The sequence below is a fragment of the uncultured Dietzia sp. genome, from assembly GCF_937873725.1.
GTDB lineage: Bacteria > Actinomycetota > Actinomycetes > Mycobacteriales > Mycobacteriaceae > Dietzia.
Genome location: NZ_CALMYY010000039.1, coordinates 1 through 21915 on the forward strand (window position 1 = coordinate 1; position 21915 = coordinate 21915).

A 21915-nucleotide genomic window follows, 5' to 3' on the forward strand; every position below is an offset into this window, starting at 1 on the left:
GCGGCCAGACCCCGGCCGAGCCCGCCCTTGCGTTGCTGGCTCATCGCATCTCCTCCGTACCACTCGCACTGCTCTCTGACGCGCCGGCGCCGTCCAGCGCGGCCACCCGGTCGGACCGACCGTTCAATTCCCGGGCCGCGTCGAGGTAGGCGAGCGCCCCCCTCGACCCCGCGTCGTACTGCAGGATCGTCATCCCGTACCCCGGGGCCTCCGACACCTTCACGCTTCGGGGAATAACCGTCCTCAGGACGGTCTCGCCGAAGTGCTTCCGGACCTCGCCCGCCACCTGCTCCGCGAGCTTGGTACGCCCGTCGTACATCGTCAGCATGATGGTGGAGATCACCAGCGATCGGTTGAGATGCTGTTGGATCAGCTCGACGTTGCGCAGTAGCTGCCCGACACCCTCCAGCGCGTAGTACTCGCACTGGATGGGGATGAGCACCTCACGGGCCGCCACCATCGCGTTGACGGTCAGCAGTCCCAGAGACGGCGGGCAGTCGATCAGGACGTAGTCGATGCCGAGCGACTGGAGATCGTCTGGGACCAGCACCTCGGCGAGTCTGCGTTCCCTGTGGTCCAGGCCCACCAGCTCGATCTCCGAGCCGGCGAGGTCGATGGTGGCGGGGATGCAGAACAACCGATCGGCGTGGGGACTCTTCTGCATCAGGTCCTCGAGGGCCTGCTCCCACATGAGCAACTCATAGCTCGACGGAGTCCCCTCGCGATGATCGACCCCCAGTGCCGTACTCGCGTTGCCCTGTGGATCCATGTCGATCACCAGAACGCCGAGTCCACCGAGCGCCAACGCGGCTGCCAGGTTCACCGTCGAGGTGGTCTTGCCGACCCCGCCCTTCTGGTTGGCGATCGTGATGATCCGCGGCTTCTCCGGTCGGGGCAGCGCCGGGGCTCCACCGTGCAGGACCTCGTTCGCCTGTCGTGCAGCGGCGAAGATCGGGGTCTCGTCGTCGGACATCCATCACCTTTCGACTTTCCCGAGGAGCGCCTCGGCACGTCATGCCTGATGCGGCCGGATCCAGTGTTTCACGTGAAACAGACACGTCCCGGCCGGGACGCGGAGCGCTTCACCTACGGCGCTTTCCCCCGCCGGGAGAACGCGATCCACGGTTACCCATCCTAGCCGCGAGTGTGCCGATCACCAGCCTCGTCTCCTCCGCATCGGGCGCGGACACCACCTCGACGCGGAGATCCCCGAAGCCCGCCCTCTGCACCGCAGCCCGATCCCGCAGGAGTTCCTCCGCCGATGACGACCCCTTGAGCGCCACCATCCGGCCGCCATCGCGCAGCAGGGGAGCGGACCAGCCGGCCAGCCTCGACAGCGGAGCCACGGCCCGCGACGTCACCACGTCGGCCTCACCGACCCTCGCCACGACCGCCTTCTCCTCGGCGCGCCCACGGACGATCGTCACCTCGATCCCGAGTTCATCCACGACCTCCTCGAGGAACGTCACCCGCCGCAGCAGGGGTTCGACCAACGTGATCCGCAGGTCCGGCCTCGCCAGGGCCAGGGGTATCCCGGGCAGGCCGGCCCCGCTCCCGATATCGACGACGGTCTCTCCCTGGGCGAGGTGGGCCGCGGCGGCCGAACTGTTGAGGACGTGACGGTCCCACAACCGTGGTCGCTCGCGCGGACCCATGAGACCGCGCTCGAGACCGGCCGACGCCAGGATCTCCACATAGCGCTCGGCAAGATGGAGGCGGCTACCGAAGACCTCGGCCGCACCGGCGGGCGTCGGTGGGGCAGCGTCCACCGGAACGGACGGATCCGCCTCGCCCGGTTGTTCGATGTCACGTGACGCTTCGGACCTGGGGTGCTCGTCCATGGAGTTTCCGTCCCTTCACGACCAGATTTCGCGACGGTGTTTCACGTGAAACATCCGCGAATCACACTGCTGTCATTATCGAGCGGGGATGCGGCACCGGCTCGGGCTCCGCGATCCCACCCCCACCAACCTCTCGGGCTCATGCCGTGTGAGACCGGCCATCGCTCCTACCCGGGGAGGACCACCACCCGCCGCCGGGGCTCGACCCCGGTCGAATCCGAGGACACCCCGTCGATCTCCGCGATCGCATCGTGGATGATCTTCCTCTCGAACGGCGTCATGGGTTCCATCTCCTCCGGCTCGCCCGACTCGAGAACGCGCTGTGCCACGACGCGGCCGGAATCGGTGAGTGCCTCCCGCTTGGCGGCACGCCATCCCGAGATGTCCAGCATCAGCCTGCTCCGGTCACCCAGCTCCTGCTGCACGGCCAGACGGGTCAACTCCTGGATCGCGTCCAGGACGGCACCATCAGAACCGACCAGACAATCCAGATCTTCTCCGCCGTCGATACTGACGATCGCGCGATCTCCCTCCACGTCGAGATCGATATCCCCGTCGAAGTCCAGGATGTCCAGCAGCTGCTCGAGGTAGTCACCGGCCACCTCGCCCTCCTCCACCAGACGCTCCTCGGACACCTCGATGTTCTTCTTCGACATGGATCTGCCTCCGTCATCACCGCCGACCGCCTGGCCCGTCCGGGCCGGCGAAACACTTCCCCCAAGTATGGGACAAGGTCCCCGATGCCGAAGCATCGGGGACCTTGTCCGCGTCACACCCCTCGAGGGGTCAGCGTTTCTTCTTCTTGCCCTTGCCGCCGCCTCCGCCTCCCTTGGGCGCAGGCCGCGTGCGATTGCGTCCCGGCTGCTGCGGACGTTGGCCCGGACGCGGGGCCGCCCCCGGAGTGGGGGCGGGTTCGGACCCGGTCGTGGCGGGGACCTCGTCGTCGTCGACCGGAACGGCCGCCCCCTCCACGATCAGGGCGCTCGTCGCCGCGTTCTCCGACGCGGCGCCCCGCGCCTTCTTCTGATTGGTCGGCTTGACCCCGACCTTCGGCGCGAGGGACTTCTGCTCCTCCCGACGTTTCAGGGCGGCGGCGTCGTCCTCCTTGGCCATCTTCTCGAACAGGTAGTACTGCTGACCGAGGGTCCACAGGTTGTTGGTGACCATGTAGACGAGGATCGCCATCGGCCAGAACGCACCGGTGACCAGGATGCCGATCGGGAACGCCCACAGCATCAGCTGGTTCATGATCTTGGCCTGCGGGTTAGCCGCGGCCTCGGGGGACTGGCGGGACAGGGAGATCCGCGCGTTCAGGTGCGTGGTGACCGCCGAGACGATCATCAACGGGATCGCCACCACGATGATGTTCCACCGCTCGAAGTCCAGCATCGCGCCGGGCTCCACGAACGCCTGGAACTGCTCGACCGGCTGGGAGATGAACGACGAGAGCGGTGCTCCGAACAGACGCGCGTCGAGGAAGCTCTGCACATCACCGGCGTTGAAGACGTAGTTGCCGGTATTCCTCGTCTCCTCGGCGGTCATGCCGAGCGCGCCGAACTGCTCTCCCATCCGGTTGAACGAGCGGAGCACATGGAACAGACCGAGGAAGACCGGGATCTGGATGAACATCGGAAGGCAGCCCAGGAGCGGGTTGAACCCCTCCGACTTCTGCAGCTTGCGCGTCTCGACGGCCAGCTTCTCGCGGTCGTTCTTGTAGCGCTTCTGCAGCTCCTTCATCCGCGGCTGCATCTCCTGCATCTTGCGGGAGAAGCGGATCTGTTTGGCGGCCGGCCAGAACAGCAGGATGCGCAGGGTGATCACGAGGAAGATCACGGACAACGCCCAGATGACCCCGTTGGAGTCCGGGGCGTCCACCCACGGCAGCAGTCCGCCGAGGAACCCGAGGATCTTGTGCCAGAACCAGAGGATCCCGGAGATCGGGTAGTAGACCAGAGGGTTGGTGATGAACGACATCGGTGATGGGTCCTAGCTTCGTTCGGGAGGGTCGGGATGCTCGTGTGGCTGTTCGCCCGGCGGGTCGGGGGCTCGTGGCTCGGGGACCGGATCCCAGCCGCCCGGCGTCCACGGCCCACATCGCAGCAGCCGCCACAGCGCGAGCCAGAAGCCGTGCCAGGCCCCGTGGACGCGGACGGCTTCCACCGCGTACGCACTGCAGGTGGGTTCGAATCGGCAACTCGGTGGCGTCAGCGGTGAGATGCCCTTCTGGTAGAAGTCCAGCATCCACAAGAAGACCCTGGCCACGGGACCCGGGCGCTCCGTGCTCATGTCGCCGACCGCCGGGCTCGCGCGGCGGCCGACGACAGACCCGTGCGCAGGTCCGCCGACAGTTCCTCCGGGGTCGCCCGCACCGCGGCGGGATTCGCGCGGATCACCACCAGGAGGTCGGTCTCCGTCTCCCCGAGCAGCTCCGCCGCGATATGGCGAAGCCGCCGGCTGACGCGGTGACGAGTCACCGAATCCCCGACGGCCTTGCTCACGACCAGCCCGAAACGCGGACCGCCCACGCGGACATCCGAGGAGTCCACGTGGGCGTGTACCACCATGGTGCGGCGACCCTTCCTGGCACCCCGACGCACCACCTCCGCGAAGTCAGCGGATCGGTGGAGACGGTGGGACCTGGGAAGCATCCGCCACCCCGGCCCGGGTCAGGCCGTCAGCGACGCGCGGCCCTTGCGGCGACGAGCGCCGACGATCCCGCGGCCGGCGCGCGTGCGCATCCGGAGACGGAAACCGTGCACCTTGGCACGACGACGGTTGTTCGGCTGGTAAGTCCGCTTGCCCTTGGCCATGGTTGGCTCCTCACGTGAAGTCGGCGCCGCTGGAGCGCCCTATCGAGTACCTGATGTCGTCCCTGGCACCACCGACGGGCGACACCACGACGCGCCACACGCCTCACGGGCGCGTGACAGACTGTTCAAGATTACGCGCCCGATGCGGCGGCCACCAAACTGCGTAATCACATTCACCTCATGAGCACCACATCCCAGGCCGGCGCGACACGCCGGAGACCCGGATGCTTGACTTGTGCCCTCCAGTTGATCTTGAGGGTTGCTCACGAGTTCACCGGGTTGTTACGGTCGTTCATCAGTACGCCCGAGCAGGGTCGCCTAATGTGATCCCGAACCGCACCACGTCACACCCTCGCCGTCGGCGACCTCGCCCGAGACCACGGGAGGAGTCTCCCGTCCACAGCTGTGGACAACCATGTGGATACCTCAGTGGACCAGCGGTCGAGCCTGTGGATAGAGTGTGGTGCCCGGCTCGGTCGACGACCCCGTCAACCGCTGTTCATCACATGCAGACGAGAGGAGACCACCCACAGTGTCTCCTGAACTCGAACACGTGTGGAGTGCGGTCCTCGACAAGCTGACCGATCCCGCCCTGGCCAGCGACGACAACCCCGTGTTGTCCCGTCAGCAACAGGCGTGGCTGCGACTGGTCCAGCCGATCGCCGTGGTGAACGGATTCGCGATGCTGGCCGCGCCGTCCACGATCGCCCGCGACAACATCGAGTCGGTCCTCCGAGGTCCCATCACCCGCGCGTTGAGTTCACAGCTCGGCGAGCCCGTGGACCTGGCCGTCAAGGTCGACACGTCGTTGGCCACCAGTCAGGCCCGCGCAGGTGACGACGATGACAGCCCACCGATCGACGTGGATGAGATCCACCGACCCGACACCGAACAGACGCCGCCGGCCACGTCGAGGCCCACCCGGATGACCGAGGAGCAGATCGCCGCGGAGCGGCTGCTGCACGGGAGCGACCTCGATGAGGCACTGTCCGCCGCCACCGCTCCCGGCCTCAACGAGCGGTACACGTTCAGCGCGTTCGTCCAGGGCAACTCCAACCGCTTCGCCAGGGCTGCGGCCCTGGCCGTGGCCGAGGCGCCGGCCCGTGCCTACAACCCGTTGTTCATCTGGGGCGAGTCCGGTCTCGGCAAAACCCACCTGCTCCACGCGATCGGCCACTACTCCCTACGGATGTACGCCGACCAGAAGGTCAAGTACGTCTCCACCGAGGAGTTCACGAACGACTTCATCAACTCCGTCCGTGACGGCCGGCAGAACATGTTCAAGAAGCGGTACCGCGAAGCGGACATCCTCCTGGTGGACGACATCCAGTTCCTGATCGGCAAGGAGCAGGTCCAGGAGGAGTTCTTCCACACGTTCAACACGATCCACAACGCCCAGAAGCAGATCGTCATCTCCTCCGATCGACCACCCAAACAGCTCCAACCGCTGGAGGATCGCCTGCGAACCAGGTTCGAGTGGGGTCTGATCACGGACATCCAGCCTCCCGAGCTCGAGACACGCATCGCGATCATCGACAAGAAGGCGAAGTCCGAGAAGTACGTGGTGCCGCGCGACGTACTGGAACTGATCGCCACCCGGGTCCAACGCAACATCCGCGAGCTCGAGGGCGCGCTGATCCGGGTCGTGGCGTTCGCCTCCCTCAACGGACACGAGATCGACGTGCCGCTGGCCGAGGTCGTCCTCCGGGATGTGGTGTCCGACGACGACTCACTCCAGATCTCGGCCGCCACGATCATGGCGGTCACCGCGGAGTTCTTCTCGACCAGCATCGACGAGCTCTGCGGCACCTCCAAGACCCGCTCCCTCTCCCGCGCGAGGCAGATCGCGATGTATCTGTGTCGCGAGCTGACGGATCTCTCCCTTCCCAAGATCGGCGTCACCTTCGGCGGAAAGGACCACACCACGGTCATGTACGCCCAGCGCAAGATCCTCAAGGAGATCAAGGACGACCGGCGGACCTACGACCAGATCCAGGAGCTCACCGCCCGGATCAAAGAGCGTTCGCGATCCCTCTGACGGTCGACGCCGACCATCCGTCCGGCCCACCCCCGGATTCCCCGATCGATACACACATGTGACCCCGTTCACACCATCAAGCACACCCTTCACACCTGTGGACAACTCTGTGGGTTCCTGTGGACGAACGGTGGACAGAGCGTGGACGGATTCCTGGGATTCCACGGAGCCCTCACGCAAATCACAAGATCACGCGAATGCGCTCACAGGGTGAAATCGGGTCCCACCTGCGATCCCCGCCCTCCGCTCACAATTTCACAGGACCTACTACTACTTCTTATCTCTCTATATATCTGTAGTTGGAAGTAGGGATGTGGAACGGCGAGTCCGCTTGACCGGGTTACCGGAGTCCGTGTTCCCGCTGTCGGTGGGAGCGGTTACTCTCATGGAGATGCCGGGCCGACCCGAACGGGTGGCGCGGTGTGAACGAGAAAAAGAGACCACCCGTCCAGATGCCGACCCCGGTATCCGCCCCGCCCGAAAGAGGTCATCGATGGAGATCACGGATCCGACGTTCCGCGTCACCCGCGAGGACTTCGCAGATTCCGTGGCCTGGGTGGCGCGCACCCTGCCGTCCCGCCCGTCCGTCCCGATCCTCGGCGGCGTGTTGATCGAGGCGGATTCGGGTCTGACCATCTCGGGCTTCGACTACGAGACGTCGGCCCAGGTCTCGGTGCCGGCGGAGGTCACCGAGCCCGGCAGCACGCTGGTCTCCGGTCGACTGCTCGCCGACATCGCGCGTGCGTTGCCGGATCGCCCGGTCGAGGTCACCGTGACCGCGCAGAAGATGCACATCACCTGCGGATCCGCCAAGTTCACCCTCCCGACGATGCCGGTCGAGGACTACCCTCAGCTCCCGACCATGCCCGGTGTGACCGGGTCCGCCGCGGTGGACGAGTTCTCGGAGGCCGTGGGCCAGGTGGCCGTGGCGGCGGGCAGGGACGACACGCTCCCCATGCTCACCGGTATTCGCATGGAGATCGAGGGCACGCGGATCACGCTCATCGCGACCGATCGCTTCCGGCTCGCCATCCGTGACCTGCAGTGGGAGCCGGGGCGCGAGGACGTCGCCGTGGAGGTCCTCATCCCGGCCAAGACACTCTCCGAGGTGACACGATCGGCGGGACAGGGCGGGCGCGTCGACCTCAGCCTGGGCGCCGGGTCCGAGGTCGGGGCGGAGGGCATCATGGGAGTGCTGGTCTCCGGGCAGCGGACCACCACGCGTCTGCTCGACGCGGAGTTCCCGAAGGTCCGTCAGCTGCTCCCGCCGCAGCACACCTCGATGGCGGTCATGGACGTCGACTCGCTGGTCCAGGCCATCAAGCGCGTGGCACTGGTGGCGGACCGGGGTGTTCAGGTCCGCATGTCGTTCTCGGAGGGTGAGCTGGCGCTCTCCGCCGGTGGAGACGACGCGGCACAGGCCTCCCAGACACTGCCGGTGGACTTCATCGGCGAGGCGTTGACCATCGCGTTCAACCCGGGTTACCTGCTCGACGGGCTCGGCAGCGTCCACTCGAACCGGGTCGCGTTCGGCTTCACGCAGGCCAGCAGGCCGGCCGTCCTGCGCCCGGCCCCGGAGGCCCTGCCCTCCGCGGGGGCCGACGGCGCGATCCCTCCCGTGGACTCGGACTACACCTATCTGCTGATGCCTGTCCGCCTGCCGGGCTAGGCCGCCCACCTCGAAGCCGGTCCGGCATGCATCTGCGTCACCTCAGGCTCCTCGACTTCCGCTCCTGGCCGCTACTGGAACTCGAGCTGGAGCCGGGGGTGACCACCCTGGTCGGCCGGAACGGCCACGGCAAGACCAACGTCCTCGAGGCGATCGGGGTCCTGTCCACGCTTCGATCCCACCGCGTGGCCACCGACGCGCCGATGATCCGGACAGGAGCCGACACGGCCCTGGTCGGGGCGCTGGCCCACAATGCCGGCCGCGAACTCACCGTCGAACTCGCCCTCAACTCGGGTAAGGCGAACCGTGCCCGGCTCAACACGTCCCCGTGCCGTCGAGTCGGGGACATCCTCGGCGTGGTGCAGTCCGTGCTCTTCGCCCCCGAGGATCTGGCGCTGGTCCGCGGGGAACCCGCCGAACGCCGCCGGCTCCTCGACGAACTCATGGTGCAACGTCGCCCCGCCCTCGGCGGCGACCTCGGCGAGTACTCCTCGGTCCTGCGGCAGCGTTCGGCGCTGCTCAAATCCGCGTCCGCGACGCTCCGGCGCGGTCGGGGGGAGGACGCGGCGGCCGCTCTCGACACGCTCGACGTGTGGGACGGACGACTGGCGCAGCTGGGGTCCCGGATCGTCGCCGGTCGCATCGCCCTGCTCGAGGAGCTGCGCCCCCTCGTCGTCGACTCCTACCGCCGCCTCGCCCCGGAATCCAGGCCGGCCGGCCTGGCCTACCGGTTCCGGGTCGCCGGCCCGCCGGACGAGCCGGACCTGACGGACCCGGAGCTCGCCGAGGCCGTCCTCCTGGCGGAGTTGGGTCGGCGGCGGCAGGAGGAGATCGACCGCGGGCTCTCCCTCGTCGGCCCGCATCGGGACGACCTCATCCTCACGCTCGGGGACGAACCGGCGAAGGGGTTCGCCAGCCACGGCGAGACGTGGTCGTTCGCGCTCGCGCTGCGACTCGGATCGCTCGACCTCTTCCGAGCGGACGGCATCGAGCCGGTGCTGATGTTGGACGACGTGTTTGCCGAACTCGACCGGCACCGGCGGGCGGCGCTGGCCGAGGTCGCGGTGGGGGTCGAGCAGGTCCTGGTGACCGCGGCGGTCGGCGAGGACGTCCCGGACGGGCTGCGGGGGGTCCGTCACGACGTGGTGATGACGGGGGAGGGCGGGGATCGTCACTCGGCCATGACGCCGTCATGGGGGTGTCACGCGGGGGACGATGAGGACGACGACGACGACGAGGACGCCGATTCCGACAGTGAGGACAGGCCGTGAACTCAGACCGGGGCACACATCCGGAAACACCGTCAGACCCGCCACAACGGGGTTATGACATCGCGCGCCAGGCCCTCGAGGACGCGCGATCCCGGGCGCGGGCGGAGGGCAAGCAGGTGGGTCGTGGACGCACGGCTCCGGTCGGATCCGGGAAGCGGCTGCGCAAACGTGGGTGGACGGGAGCGGGGGCCGATCCGTGGGATCCGCAGCCCCTGGGCCGTCTCGTGGGCCAGGTCGCCAAGAAGAGGGGGTGGGACGACAAGGTGACCACCGGCCGGCTGTTCGCGGAGTGGGACCGCATCGTCGGAGAAGACGTGGCGACCCACGCGACCCCGGAGCGCCTGGAGGAGGGGGTCCTGTACGTCCGCGCCTCGAGCACCGCGTGGGCCACCCAGCTCCGCCTGGTGGCGGCGGACATCCTTCGCAAGATCGCCGCGGCGATGGGTCCGGGTCATGTTCGTCGCCTGAAGATCGACGGGCCCGAGAAGCCGAGTTGGCGCATGGGGCCGTTGCACGTGTCCGGGCGCGGCCCACGCGATACGTACGGCTGAGTTCGACCGGGGGCGGGTCCGGCGGACGATCATCGGTCGGATCAGGGCGTGCCAGTGGCCCCCGGCAGGGTTGTCGCAGGTAGACTGGGCCGGTCACATACCCCCGAGACGCGAGGAGTTCGCAAGTGGCGGACGCCAAGAGCAAGGCCAGCAAGAAGGGTTCGAGCGATTACGGTGCATCGTCGATCACCGTTCTCGAAGGACTCGAGGCCGTCCGGCTCCGTCCGGGTATGTACATCGGCTCCACCGGACCTCGGGGGCTGCACCACCTGATCTGGGAGGTCGTCGACAACTCGGTCGACGAGGCGATGGCCGGCCACGCGACAGGCGTGAAGGTCACGCTCCTGGAGGACGGCGGCGTCGAGGTGATCGACGACGGGCGCGGTATCCCCGTCGAGATGCACGAGCAGGGCATGCCGACGGTCCAGGTCGTGATGACCCAGCTGCACGCCGGCGGCAAGTTCGATTCGGACTCCTACGCGGTCTCCGGTGGCCTGCACGGCGTCGGCATCTCGGTGGTCAACGCTCTCTCGACGCGGGTCGAGGTGGAGATCAAGCGCGACGGACGACTGTGGCAGCAGGACTTCGACTACGCCGTCCCGGCGGAGCTCGTCGACGCGGGCCCCGCGGAGGGGACCGGCACCCGTGTCCGGTTCTGGGCCGACCCGAAGATCTTCGAATCGACCGAATACGACTTCGACGTGATCGCCCGCCGTCTCCAGGAGATGGCGTTCCTCAACAAGGGCCTGACCATCACGCTGACCGATCGGCGGGCCCGGGCCGAGAAGGCCGCGGAGCTCGAGGCCATCGCGGACAGCGAGGGCCGCGGCTCCGATGCGGCGCCCGGATCCGACGACGGCTCGGACGTCGAGAACGCGGTGGACGCCGAGAAGGCGTTCGTCGACGGCGCGAGCGGGGACGCGGAGGCCGCCGCGGACGTCAAGCCCGTCGCGGTGCGCGAACGCAAGCGGACCTTCCACTACCCCGACGGGCTCAAGGACTACGTCACCGCGATCAACAAGTCCAAGACCTCGATCCATCCGACGATCCTGTACTTCGAGGGCAAGGGCACCGGCCACGAGGTCGAGGTCGCGATGCAGTGGAACTCCGGCTACTCGGAGTCCGTCCACACCTTCGCCAACACCATCAACACCCATGAGGGCGGTACCCACGAGGAGGGTTTCCGCGCGGCGTTGACCTCGCTGGTCAACAAGTACGCGCGCGAGAAGAAGCTCATCAAGGAGAAGGACGCCAACCTCACGGGCGACGACATCCGGGAGGGCCTGGCGGCCGTCATCTCGGCGAAGGTCTCGGAGCCGCAGTTCGAGGGACAGACCAAGACCAAGCTCGGCAACACCGAGGTCAAGGGATTCGTCCAGCGGCAGGTGTCCGAGAACGTGGGGCACTGGTTCGAGGCGAACCCGGCCGAGGCGAAGGTCATCATCAACAAGGCCATCGCGTCGAGCCAGGCCCGGGTGGCCGCGCGCAAGGCCCGCGAGATGGTCCGTCGCAAGTCGGCCACCGACATCGGCGGACTTCCCGGCAAGCTCGCCGACTGCCGCTCCAAGGACCCGGCAAAGTCCGAGCTCTACATCGTGGAGGGCGACTCCGCCGGCGGCTCGGCCAAGTCGGGTCGTGACTCGATGTTCCAGGCGATCCTGCCGCTGCGCGGGAAGATCATCAACGTCGAGAAGTCCAGGATCGACAAGGTCCTCAAGAACACCGAGGTCCAGGCGATCATCACCGCGCTCGGCACCGGTATCCATGAGGAATTCGACATAGACAAGCTCCGCTATCACAAGATCGTGCTGATGGCGGACGCCGACGTGGACGGCCAGCACATCTCGACGCTGCTGCTCACCCTGCTGTTCCGGTTCATGAAGCCGCTCGTGGAGAACGGTTACGTCTACCTGGCGCAGCCGCCCCTGTACAAGCTCAAGTGGGGCAAGGGCGAGCCGGACTTCGCCTTCTCGGACCGTGAGCGGGACGAGCTGCTCAAGCTCGGCGTGGAGAACAAGCGCAGGATCAACGTCGAGGACGGGATCCAGCGCTACAAGGGTCTGGGCGAGATGAACCCCAAGGAGCTGTGGGAGACCACCATGGATCCGGCGGTCCGGACCCTCCGGCAGGTGACCCTGGACGACGCGGCGGCCGCCGACGAGCTGTTCTCGATCCTCATGGGCGAGGACGTCGACGCGCGACGGAACTTCATCACGCGCAACGCGCGCGACGTGCGGTTCCTCGACGTCTGATCCCTCGTCGCGGGGCGTGGGGCCGTCGGTCGTCAGAATCCCCCGCAGTCGTCGGGCGCGGGGATCCCGGCCAGCCGGTCGTTGACGAACTGCAGGGCGGGCGCGAAGTTGGTCGCGGCCGCCACTGCGTGGGTGATCCCCGGGACCAGCGGCGTGGTCTCGTATCGGAAGTGCACAGGGGTGCCCTGCGCGCACCAGTCGCGACCCAGCTGCTCGACCTGCCCCAGCGGGATGATGTCGTCGTTGATCCCGCCGGCCAGCATCACCGGTACGGCGGGGGCGCGTCGACCTATGCGCTGATGGTCCAGGACGCGAAGGGCCTCCGGCTCGTCCCGAATGAGGTCGCCGAGACGGCGCCCCGAGGTGGTCCACTCGGAGGTGCTGTGCCCACCGTAGGCGGCTCGCGTGTCGGCCAGGCAGAGCCCCGACAGGTCGTCGAGGGCGCGGCGGCCGGCGTCGTTGATGTGCCGGTCCACCACCTGGCGGATCGCGGGGTACCGCTCGACCATGCCGTTGATCGCGAACCCGATCGCACCCGTCAGGCTGGAGCCGTCGATGTGGTCGAGCACGGCCAGGAGGTCCGCCGGGGGAGCGGACGCGTACGCCGCCCGGATGTCCAGTTCCGGGGCGTACTCGGGAGCGGACTCGGCGGCCGATGCGGAGGCCCCGCCGCCCTGGGAGTGACCCCACAGGACCATGGGCGAGCCGTGCCCGATCAGCCGCTGCGCGGCGCGGGCGCCGTCGAGCATGGCATGGGCCTGGTCCACGCGATCGGCGTAGGTGTGGACACCGGGAGTGCCCAGTCCGATGTAGTCCACGAGCATCACGCGGAAGCCCTGCGCCGCGAGCGCGAGCGCGAATCCCTCCTCGTAGGACACGATCGGCGCTCCGGACCGGGGGTTGGACGCGACGCCGGACTCGATGGTGCGCGAGGGCGCGCACGCATCGCCCTGCCCCTGGGTGCCCGGCCCGAGGATCAGCGTGGGCCGCGGACCCGGGCCGTTCCACGGCGCGGTCGAGTCGTAGAACGCACCCGAGGTGGCGACGGGCCGGCCGTCGACGTCGGTGGTCTGGTAGATCACCCGCTGGGCCCGGGCGGGGAGAGGGGACGCCAGCGGCGGAAGGCCGGGAACGGTCACGGCCAGCGGAAGGCCGGCGGGTTCGGCGCGCAGGACCTCCCCGGCTGTAGCGGTGGGCAGTGGCCGGGTGTCGTAGAACCCGCCGGGCTGGTCGACGTCCCGGGCCGCGGCGAGCGCGGGGTTCGTCGCCACCGCGCCCAGGACGAGGGTCGCGGCCGCGGACATGGCCAGCAGCCGTCGTCGGGGAGTGCGGGAGTCGGAGGTCATGAACGGAGGTTAACGCCCACCCCGACGCCGCGGTGGGCATCTTCTCATCTGTGGCCGCGGGAGGCCCGCCGGGACGCCGGTGCCAGGGGCATCCGTGGGTCGGCAGCGCGCCCGTCTCTCGGTGTTTCCGCTGCACCTATAGACTGGGCTGATCGAAGCGGTGCCCGGGAGGCGTCGGTTCGAGCGCGAGACTGAAGAGGAGCCCATGACGGACACGACGTTGCCGCCCGACGCCGAGGGTCACGACCGCATCGAGCCGGTCGATATCCAGGCCGAGATGCAGAGAAGCTACATCGACTATTCGATGAGCGTCATCGTCGGGCGTGCTCTGCCAGACGTCCGGGACGGGCTCAAGCCCGTCCACCGGCGCATCCTCTACGCGATGTGGGACAACGGCTACCGGCCCGACCGCAGCTACGTGAAGTCGGCCAAGCCCGTCGCCGACACCATGGGCAACTACCACCCGCACGGTGACTCGGCGATCTACGACACCCTGGTCCGTCTGGCCCAGCCGTGGGCGATGCGCTACCCGATGGTCGACGGGCAGGGGAACTTCGGTTCCCGCGGCAACGACGGTGCGGCCGCGATGCGCTACACCGAGTGCAAGATGACCCCGCTGGCCATGGAGATGGTGCGGGACATCGAGAAGAACACGGTTGATTTCCAGCCCAACTACGACGGCAAGACGTCGGAGCCGGTGGTCCTGCCGTCCCGCGTGCCGAACCTGCTGATCAACGGATCCAGCGGCATCGCGGTGGGGATGGCCACCAAGATGCCTCCTCACAACCTCCGGGAGGTCGCGGAGGCCGTCTACTGGACGCTGGAGAACCCGGAGGCCGACGACGACGTGGCGCTCGCCGCGTGCATGGAACGGATCAAGGGCCCCGACTTCCCGACCTACGGGTTCATCGTGGGCGACCAGGGGATCAAGGACGCGTACGCCACCGGACGCGGGTCGGTCCGCATGCGGGGCAAGACCTCCATCGAGGAGGAGGGCAGCCGCACCGTCATCGTCATCACGGAGCTGCCCTACGAGGTCAACCCGGACAACATGATCCTGTCGATCGCCGAGCAGCTTCGCGATGGCAAGATCGCGGGCATCTCGAGGATCGACGACGAGTCGTCCGATCGCGTGGGCCTGCGCATCGTGATCACCCTCAAGCGTGACGCGGTCGCGAAGGTGGTGCTCAACAACCTCTACAAGCACTCGCAACTCCAGACGTCGTTCGGCGCCAACATGCTGTCGATCGTCGACGGCGTGCCCCGCACGCTGCCGCTCCACCAGCTGGTGCGGTTGTATGTCACGCACCAGATCGAGGTCATCGTCCGGCGCACCCAGTACCTGCTGGATGAGGCCGAGAAGCGCGCCCACATCCTGCGGGGTCTGGTGAAGGCGCTCGACGCGCTCGACGAGGTGATCGCACTCATCCGCCGGTCCCAGACCGTCGAGATCGCTCGCGAGGGACTCAAGGAGCTCCTCGACATCGACGACGACCAGGCCCAGGCCATCCTCGACATGCAGCTCCGCCGCCTCGCGGCGCTCGAGCGGCAGAAGATCATCGACCAGCTCGCCGCGATCGAGCTGGAGATCGCCGACTACAAGGACATCCTCGCCCGGCCCGAGCGCCAGCGCTCGATCGTCGCGGACGAACTCCGCGAGATCGTCGAGAAGTACGGCGACGATCGGCGGACCAGGATCATCCCGGCCGACGGCGATGTCACCGACGAGGACCTGATCGCCCGCGAGGACGTCGTGGTGACCATCACCGAGACGGGCTACGCCAAGCGGACCCGCACCGACCTCTACCGCGCGCAGAAGCGCGGCGGCAAGGGCGTCCGAGGTGCGGAGCTGAAGCAGGACGACATCGTCCGGCACTTCTTCGTCTCCTCCACGCACGACTGGCTGCTGTTCTTCACCACCAAGGGCCGCGTGTACCGCGTGAAGGCCTACGAGCTGCCGGAGGCCAGCCGGACCGCGCGCGGCCAGCACGTGGCCAACCTCCTGGCCTTCCAGCCGGAGGAGCGCATCGCCGGCGTCATCCGGATCAAGGGCTACCAGGACGCTCCGTACCTGGTCCTGGCCACCCGGAACGGCCTGGTCAAGAAGTCACGCCTCGAGGACTACGACTCCCCGCGCTCGGGTGGCCTGATCGCCGTCAACCTCCGCGACGGGGACGAGCTGGTGGGTGCCGCCCTCGCCGGACCCGACGACGACCTCCTCCTGGTCTCGGAGAAGGGCCAGTCGATCCGGTTCCACGCCAACGACGACACGCTCCGCCCGATGGGTCGCGCGACGTCCGGCGTCATGGGGATGCGCTTCAACGACGGGGACGCGCTGCTGAGCATGTCCGTGGTCCGCGAGGACTCGGAACAGGACAAGTACTTCCTCCTGGTGGCCACCGAGCGCGGGTACTCCAAGCGGACCGCCCTGAGCGAGTACACGGCCCAGGGCCGGGGTGGCAAGGGCGTGCTCACGCTCATGTTCGATCCCAAGCGCGGCAAGCTGGTCGGTGCGACCATCGTGGAGTTGCAGGACGAGCTCTACGCCATCACCTCCGGCGGTGGCGTCATCCGCACGTTCGCCAAGCAGGTCCGCAAGGCCGGCCGCCAGACCAAGGGCGTGCGCCTGATGAACCTCGCCGAGGGTGACTCGCTGCTGGCGATCGCCCGCAACGCCGACGAGCCCGACGACGACGACGAGGACCGGCCCGACGCCGGCTCCGACAAGGAGTAGAAGGCGATGACCGAGCCGACCGAGGCGAGCGGCAGCGGCCCGGCGCCGAAGGGCTCCGCCCCGGGAACCGCCGCCACCACGGAGTTCCCCGCCGCCGACCACCACCGTGCGGAGGGGACGTCCGGGGGGGTGTCCACGGCCCACTCGGGTGGCGCGGCCGGGCGTGCGGCGCCGATGGTGTCGCCGACCGAGCGGCGGGGACCGTTGGAGTCTGTCCTCGTGCTGCGGCGCATCGACCCCTGGTCGGCGTTCACTACGGTGCTCGGGCTGATGTTCGCGCTCTACCTGGTGTGGATGGTGGCGATCGGCGTGACCTATCTGCTGCTCTCCGGCATGGGGGTGTGGGACCGCCTCGGGGGACTCCTGTCCGGGGTCGCAGGTGACGACTCGGCGGCGGCCATCGGGCCGTCGACGATCTTCCTCTACAGCGGCGGGGTCGGGCTGCTCAACGTGCTGCTGCTGTCGATCCTCGCCACCCTGGCGGTGTTCATCTACAACCTGGCCGCGGGCCTGACCGGCGGCGGCGTCCAGGTGACGCTGAGCGATCGTCGGACCTGACGGTCCCCCGATTTGGGCGGCGGCGAGGGCGTCGGGTAGATTAACGCTTCGGTACGAGGGCCTATAGCTCAGGTGGTTAGAGCGCCAAACTGATAATTTGGAGGTCGGAGGTTCAAGTCCTCCTAGGCCCACCCCCGCACGGCAGACGCCGGATCGCTGACCGCGGTCCGGCGTTACTGTTGGCAGGCAGGGGGCCTTAGCTCAGTTGGTAGAGCGCTGCCTTTGCAAGGCAGATGTCAGGGGTTCGAATCCCCTAGGCTCCACCCCTTCCGCGGAACCGACCCCAGGAACCCGTCCCGTGAACACCACCCCTCGCACGTGGCCTCCGTTCGTCCTGATCGCGCTGGTCGTGACCGCCGCACTCATGTCGAGTGCGACGCCCTCACCCCTGTACGTCGACTATCAGGAGACGTGGGGGACCAGCGGAACGATGATCACGGTCGTCTACGCGGTGTACGCGGTGGCGGTCCTGGTCCCGCTGCTGTTCCTGGGCCGGCTCTCCGATGCGATCGGCCGCCGTCCGGTGGTGATCGCCGGCCTGGCGCTGCTGGTCGTGAGCATGGCGATGCTCGCCGCGGCGCCGTCGGTGGCCTGGCTGATCCCGGCCCGGGTGGTCCAGGGACTGGGCGTGGGGCTGGTCACGGGCTCGGCGGCCGCCGCGCTCATCGAGCTCCATCCCACCAGGAACGCTCGTGCGAGCGCCCTGACCAGCAGCTCCACCACCAATTTCGGCATCGCGGCCGGTGTCCTCCTGTCCGGGGCCGTGGCCACCTCGTCGTCGTCGCCCCTCGTCCATCCCTACGTGGTGATGGGTGTCGCGCTGGCGGCGCTGCTGGTCGGCGTGATCCTCGTGGTGCCCGAGACCTCCGGTGCCGGCCCGGCGACCCTCCGGGAGGCGGTCCGGGTCCAGCGGATCGCGGTGCCGGCGGAGACCGGGTCCGCGTTCGCCCTGGCCGCGGTGTGCGTGAGCGTGTCCTGGGCCGTGGGGGGCGTCTTCCTCGGCCTGGGCGGGGCGATCACCAAGGACCTCGTCGGCCGGTCCGACTACCTGGTGACCGGGCTCGTGGTGGCGTGCCTGCAGGGCGCCGCCGCGATCGCGCAGCTGGTGTGGAACCTCCGGGCGGGGCCGTCGATGTGGCGCAGGGGGGTGGTGATCGGCGTCGCGACCATGCTCGTGGGAGTGGTCGCCGCGTCGCTGACGCTCGAGGCCGGGTCTGTTCCCGGGTTCGTGGTGGCGTCGATCGTCACCGGCCTCGGGATGGGACTGCTGTTCCTCATGGGCACGACGCTCGTCGCCCAGAGCGCCCCGGACGGCGCGCGCGGGGAGGTCTTCTCGGCCCTGTTCGTGGTGGCCTACATCTCGCTCGGCGTGCCGGCCGTGGTCGCCGCGCTGGCGGCGGAGGTCATCGGGCTGGCCGTCGCCTTCCACCTGCTGGTGGCGGCGGTCTCGGTGATCTCGATCGGGGCCCTGGTGGCGGTGGCGCGGTCCGCGGCGCGCGGCCCGCGCGCCTGAACAGCGCGACTCAACCCCGCGCGTGACCCGGCCGTGCGGGGGGTCAGCTGCTCAACGCCTGCGCGGCCGCCGCCACGCCGAGGGCGGCCAGACCGGTGCGGATCCGATCCGATGCCAGGAGCGCCCGGATACGCGACCGGCTGATCTGCTCCTGCGCGATCCCCACGTGGATGGGGACGACCCCCGCGGTGATCGCCGGGACCGCGAGGGTGGTGACGCAGGCGATCACGGTGGGGGTGAGGCCGCTGCGTTCACCGGACCGGATGGATCCGTAGGTGGTCCACGCGGCGGCGCCGATCGACGAGGCGTACAGCGCGAGGGCCACCGGGGCGATCAGACGGGCGTGTTCGGCCTGACGTTCGGCGATGCCGTGCGCGGGGCCGTCGAAGAGCGTCGGATAGACCACCGAGGTGACCATCGCCTGGAACCCCAGGTGGGCCGCGGACGTGGTGAGCAGCGCGAGCCTGCCCGCGCGGAGGGTCGGGTCGGGGACCGCGGTGGGACGGCGGATCATGTGGGCCACGCTACCTGTCGCGGGACCGTCCGAGCAGGGCTCTGCCCTCGCCGCTGTCCGTCACCGCCCGCGCGGTCCGCAGGACCACCCGCCACCCGCGGTCGGCGGCCTCCGCGGGGCCGCGGCGTTCGAGCTCCCACCGGTTGGCCGTCACCCGGATCACGGTGTACCGGCCGGGCCGGGAGGACCGCACCACCAGCTGGGTGTACCCGGTCGCCACGGCCCGGTCGCCGTCGAGCAGGACCACCGGCAGGCCCGGCACGTGTCCGCAGCCGTGGGCGAGGAGTCCCTGGTGGGCGTCGCCGCGCACCATCGCCCCGATGCCCTCGTGGCCCTCGAGGATCCCGGTGTCGACGTCGTAGACGCCGTCCTCCGTCCACAGGTCGGCCACGCCGTCGGCGTCGCCGGAGTCCACGCGGGGGGAGTAGGCGGCGAGGATCCGCAGCACCGCCAGCTCGTCGGCGGCGCGGTCGAGCTCCGCCCGGGTGGTGGCGAGCCCGGCCTCGGTCGCGGCGAGCCTCGCCTCGAGGGCGTCCAGGCGGGCCGTATCGGCGGAGTCGGTCATGTCCACCGACTTTAATGCACCGCCTGAAACAGGTTGCAAGTATGGTGCATGATATGACGGACATCAGTGCAGACAGTCGTCCGACCGTGGTGACGGCGGACGTCATCGTGGTGGGCATGGGAATCGCCGGCGCGTGCGCGGCGATCGAGGCCGCCGAGGCCGGTGCGTCGGTGGTGGCGCTCGAGGGAGCCTCCGGCCCCGGCGGCTCGTCGGCGCAGTCCGGCGGCGAGGTCTACCTCGGCGGCGGCACCGCCACCCAGGAGGCACTGGGGATCCCCGACACGGTGGAGGCCATGCGGGCGTTCCTCACCGCCGCGCTCGGTCCCAACGCCGACGAGGCCAAGATCGCCGACTACTGCGCCGGGTCGCGCGAGCACCACGACTGGCTGGTCGCGCACGGCGCCGTGTTCAACCACAAACTGTGGGACACCCCCACCTGGATGCCGGGCGACGACTCGGGGCTGATGTGGATGGGTGAGCGGGCCGAGCCGTTCGCCTCCGCCGCCGCCCCGGCCGCGCGCGGCCACCGCCCCCCCGCCCCCAACTTCGCGGGCGGCCTGCTCATGGACGCCCTCGTGGCCACGGCGGACAAGGCGGGCGTCACCACGCACTGCGACGTCAAGGCCCGCTCCCTGATCGTGGAGGACGGCCGGGTGGTGGGGGTCCGGGCCACCGAGTTCGGCGCGGAGCGCGAGTACCGCGCCACCGGCGGCGTGGTGCTGGCCACGGGCGGGTTCGTCGACAACGACCGCATGCTCGAGCAGTGGGCGCCCCAGCAGTTGGGCAAGGACAAGGTCTCCGACGGTCGCGACGACGGGTCGGGCATCGAGATGGGGATGGAGATCGGCGCCGCCGTGCGCCGGATGCACCAGACCGAGACCGCGATGCTCATCATCCCCCGCCTCGTGGTGGGCGCGATGCTCGTCGACGGCGACGGCCAGCGCTTCATCAACGAGGAGGTCTACCCCGGCCTGTACTGCCACGCGGCGGTCCACCACCGCCGGCCGCCGGTGTGGGTGATCATCGACGAGAAGGGGATCGAGGACGTCCCGGAGGCCGAGCTGTGGGGCATGCAGCCAATGCACGCCGCGGAGACGATCGAGGAGCTGGCCGCGGACTGCGGGCTGCCCGCCGACGCGCTCGCGGACCAGCTGCGCCGCTACAACGCCGGCGCCGAGCGCGGCGAGGACCCGCAGTTCGGCAAGAGCGCGCAGTGGGTCCGCCCGCTGGAGCCGCCGTTCGGCGCGTACCCCACCGGGGCGGGCGGGCCCGACTCGTACAACGGCCTGCCCCTCAAGGCGCAGGGCTTCACCCTTGGCGGCCTGCACACGGACCTCGACTCGCGCGTGCTGGACCGCGCGGGCGAGGCCATCCCCGGCCTGTTCGCCGCCGGCCGCTGCACCCACGGCCTCCACGGCGACGGGTACATCTCCGGCACCTCCCTCGGCGACGGCTCGTTCTTCGGCCGGCGCGCCGGGCGCGGGGCGGCCGGCGCGACCGGGACGACCGAGGCGTGAGCGAGCCGTCGGTCGTCCCGCGCCGTGACCGGCCGACCGTGGCCCTCGGACCGCTGGTTCCGGGGCGCGGTGGTGGCGAGCCGATCGACCGGATCGACGACGACGAGGCCGGCCTCTTCGCCCTCGTCGAGCAGGTCCGCCGGATCCGCGCGCTGACCACCGGTGGGTTGTTCGACACGGACCTCGCCCCGCTGACCGACCGGGTGCGCGAGGTGGCCGACCGGTTGGAGGCCGCGTCGGCGAGTCCGGAGCGCAGGCAGTCCGTCACGTGGTCGACCTGGGACTTCCTCACCAACTGCCCGGTGGTCGGGCGGTCCAACGTGCTGGCCCCGCCGCTGGGGTTCGAGATGCTGGGGGACGGGACGCTGCGCGCCGAGGTGACGTTGGGGCTGGAGTACCAGGGTCCGCCGGCGTGCGTGCACGGCGGCGTGGTCTCGCTGTTGTTCGACGCCGTGCTGGGCCGGGTGAACTACCACGCCGGCAGCACCGGGATGACCGTGTACCTCGACGTGGACTACCGCAGCCCCACCCCGATCCTCGAGCCGATCGTGGTGACCGGTCGGCAGGTCAGGGTGGACGGACGCAAGATCTGGGCGCAGGGCGCCATCCATGCGGGGGACCGGCTGTGTGCGACCGCCGAGGGCATGTTCGTCACTCCCGACGGTCTGCTCCAGGAGAACCGGGACCGGATGGTCCGGGGCCCTGTCGACGGCTGACGGCGGGGGCGGGACTGGGC

General features: G+C 69.1%; 20 protein-coding genes and 2 tRNA genes. 12 read left to right on the forward strand and 10 right to left on the reverse strand.

The window, feature by feature from the left end:
• Positions 1 to 40 precede the first annotated feature (40 nt).
• The 7 genes from Q0444_RS03145 to rpmH all read right to left on the reverse strand — a co-directional run bounded on the left by Q0444_RS03145 (position 41) and on the right by rpmH (position 4651).
• Positions 41 to 973, reverse strand: a complete 933-nt coding sequence (locus Q0444_RS03145) for a ParA family protein (RefSeq protein ID WP_299021336.1) — start codon at positions 971 to 973, stop codon at positions 41 to 43.
• A gap of 109 nt (positions 974 to 1082) precedes the next feature.
• Complete coding sequence (gene rsmG / locus Q0444_RS03150; protein ID WP_291081360.1) at positions 1083 to 1841, reverse strand: 16S rRNA (guanine(527)-N(7))-methyltransferase RsmG; 759 nt, start codon at positions 1839 to 1841, stop codon at positions 1083 to 1085.
• 167 nt (positions 1842 to 2008) lie between these two features.
• On the reverse strand, positions 2009 to 2497 hold the full coding sequence (locus Q0444_RS03155) for a R3H domain-containing nucleic acid-binding protein (protein WP_291081358.1): 489 nt from the start codon (positions 2495 to 2497) through the stop codon (positions 2009 to 2011).
• A gap of 130 nt (positions 2498 to 2627) precedes the next feature.
• Positions 2628 to 3815, reverse strand: a complete 1188-nt coding sequence (gene yidC / locus Q0444_RS03160) for a membrane protein insertase YidC (RefSeq protein ID WP_291081356.1) — start codon at positions 3813 to 3815, stop codon at positions 2628 to 2630.
• A gap of 12 nt (positions 3816 to 3827) precedes the next feature.
• Positions 3828 to 4127, reverse strand: coding sequence for a membrane protein insertion efficiency factor YidD (gene yidD / locus Q0444_RS03165; RefSeq protein ID WP_299021340.1), 300 nt, complete (start codon positions 4125 to 4127; stop codon positions 3828 to 3830).
• Entirely contained in the window at positions 4124 to 4489 is a 366-nt protein-coding gene (rnpA, locus tag Q0444_RS03170) for a ribonuclease P protein component (protein WP_299021343.1), read from the reverse strand. The genes yidD and rnpA overlap by 4 nt, the downstream gene beginning before the upstream one ends.
• An 18-nt stretch (positions 4490 to 4507) precedes the next feature.
• Entirely contained in the window at positions 4508 to 4651 is a 144-nt protein-coding gene (gene rpmH / locus Q0444_RS03175; RefSeq protein WP_179524010.1) for a 50S ribosomal protein L34, read from the reverse strand.
• A gap of 532 nt (positions 4652 to 5183) precedes the next feature.
• Between rpmH and dnaA the strand changes: the two genes are divergently transcribed.
• The 5 genes from dnaA (at position 5184) to gyrB (ending at position 12432) form a co-directional block, all read left to right on the forward strand.
• Complete coding sequence (gene dnaA / locus Q0444_RS03180; protein ID WP_299021350.1) at positions 5184 to 6689, forward strand: chromosomal replication initiator protein DnaA; 1506 nt, start codon at positions 5184 to 5186, stop codon at positions 6687 to 6689.
• Between the two features lie 493 nt (positions 6690 to 7182).
• Positions 7183 to 8358 carry a DNA polymerase III subunit beta gene (gene dnaN / locus Q0444_RS03185; protein WP_291081346.1) on the forward strand — a complete coding sequence of 392 codons (1176 nt, stop codon included), beginning with the start codon at positions 7183 to 7185 and terminating at the stop codon, positions 8356 to 8358.
• Positions 8359 to 8384: 26 nt separating this feature from the next.
• Positions 8385 to 9629, forward strand: coding sequence for a DNA replication/repair protein RecF (recF, locus tag Q0444_RS03190; RefSeq protein ID WP_291081344.1), 1245 nt, complete (start codon positions 8385 to 8387; stop codon positions 9627 to 9629).
• Positions 9626 to 10180, forward strand: coding sequence for a DciA family protein (locus tag Q0444_RS03195; RefSeq protein ID WP_291081342.1), 555 nt, complete (start codon positions 9626 to 9628; stop codon positions 10178 to 10180). The genes recF and Q0444_RS03195 overlap by 4 nt, the downstream gene beginning before the upstream one ends.
• A gap of 125 nt (positions 10181 to 10305) precedes the next feature.
• Positions 10306 to 12432: a DNA topoisomerase (ATP-hydrolyzing) subunit B gene (gyrB, locus tag Q0444_RS03200; protein ID WP_291081340.1), complete on the forward strand. Its 2127-nt coding sequence runs from the start codon at positions 10306 to 10308 to the stop codon at positions 12430 to 12432.
• Between the two features lie 32 nt (positions 12433 to 12464).
• Here gyrB and Q0444_RS03205 read toward each other — a convergent pair whose 3' ends face one another.
• On the reverse strand, positions 12465 to 13778 hold the full coding sequence (locus Q0444_RS03205; RefSeq protein ID WP_291081338.1) for a lipase family protein: 1314 nt from the start codon (positions 13776 to 13778) through the stop codon (positions 12465 to 12467).
• 205 nt (positions 13779 to 13983) lie between these two features.
• Between Q0444_RS03205 and gyrA the strand changes: the two genes are divergently transcribed.
• The 5 genes from gyrA (at position 13984) to Q0444_RS03230 (ending at position 18583) form a co-directional block, all read left to right on the forward strand.
• The gene (gene gyrA / locus Q0444_RS03210) at positions 13984 to 16512 is read left to right on the forward strand and encodes a DNA gyrase subunit A (RefSeq protein WP_291081336.1); all 2529 of its coding nucleotides are present in this window, start codon (positions 13984 to 13986) and stop codon (positions 16510 to 16512) included.
• 6 nt (positions 16513 to 16518) lie between these two features.
• Complete coding sequence (locus tag Q0444_RS03215; protein WP_291081334.1) at positions 16519 to 17070, forward strand: DUF3566 domain-containing protein; 552 nt, start codon at positions 16519 to 16521, stop codon at positions 17068 to 17070.
• Positions 17071 to 17127: 57 nt separating this feature from the next.
• A tRNA-Ile gene (locus tag Q0444_RS03220) sits at positions 17128 to 17201 on the forward strand.
• 59 nt (positions 17202 to 17260) lie between these two features.
• Positions 17261 to 17333 (forward strand) — tRNA-Ala (locus Q0444_RS03225).
• Positions 17334 to 17368: 35 nt separating this feature from the next.
• Complete coding sequence (locus Q0444_RS03230) at positions 17369 to 18583, forward strand: MFS transporter (RefSeq protein WP_291081332.1); 1215 nt, start codon at positions 17369 to 17371, stop codon at positions 18581 to 18583.
• 43 nt (positions 18584 to 18626) lie between these two features.
• Here Q0444_RS03230 and Q0444_RS03235 read toward each other — a convergent pair whose 3' ends face one another.
• Together Q0444_RS03235 and Q0444_RS03240 are read right to left on the reverse strand one after the other, a co-directional pair.
• Positions 18627 to 19097 (reverse strand): hypothetical protein, encoded by a 471-nt coding sequence (locus Q0444_RS03235; RefSeq protein WP_291081330.1) that lies wholly within the window; start codon positions 19095 to 19097, stop codon positions 18627 to 18629.
• A 10-nt stretch (positions 19098 to 19107) separates the two neighbouring features.
• Positions 19108 to 19662 carry a nuclear transport factor 2 family protein gene (locus Q0444_RS03240; protein WP_291081328.1) on the reverse strand — a complete coding sequence of 185 codons (555 nt, stop codon included), beginning with the start codon at positions 19660 to 19662 and terminating at the stop codon, positions 19108 to 19110.
• A gap of 53 nt (positions 19663 to 19715) precedes the next feature.
• Here Q0444_RS03240 and Q0444_RS03245 point away from each other — a divergent pair, with 53 nt between their 5' ends.
• Together Q0444_RS03245 and Q0444_RS03250 are read left to right on the forward strand one after the other, a co-directional pair.
• Positions 19716 to 21179: an FAD-dependent oxidoreductase gene (locus Q0444_RS03245; RefSeq protein WP_291081326.1), complete on the forward strand. Its 1464-nt coding sequence runs from the start codon at positions 19716 to 19718 to the stop codon at positions 21177 to 21179.
• Positions 21176 to 21895 carry a PaaI family thioesterase gene (locus tag Q0444_RS03250; protein WP_291081324.1) on the forward strand — a complete coding sequence of 240 codons (720 nt, stop codon included), beginning with the start codon at positions 21176 to 21178 and terminating at the stop codon, positions 21893 to 21895. Before Q0444_RS03245 ends, Q0444_RS03250 begins: the two co-directional genes overlap by 4 nt.
• Positions 21896 to 21915: the final 20 nt, after the last annotated feature.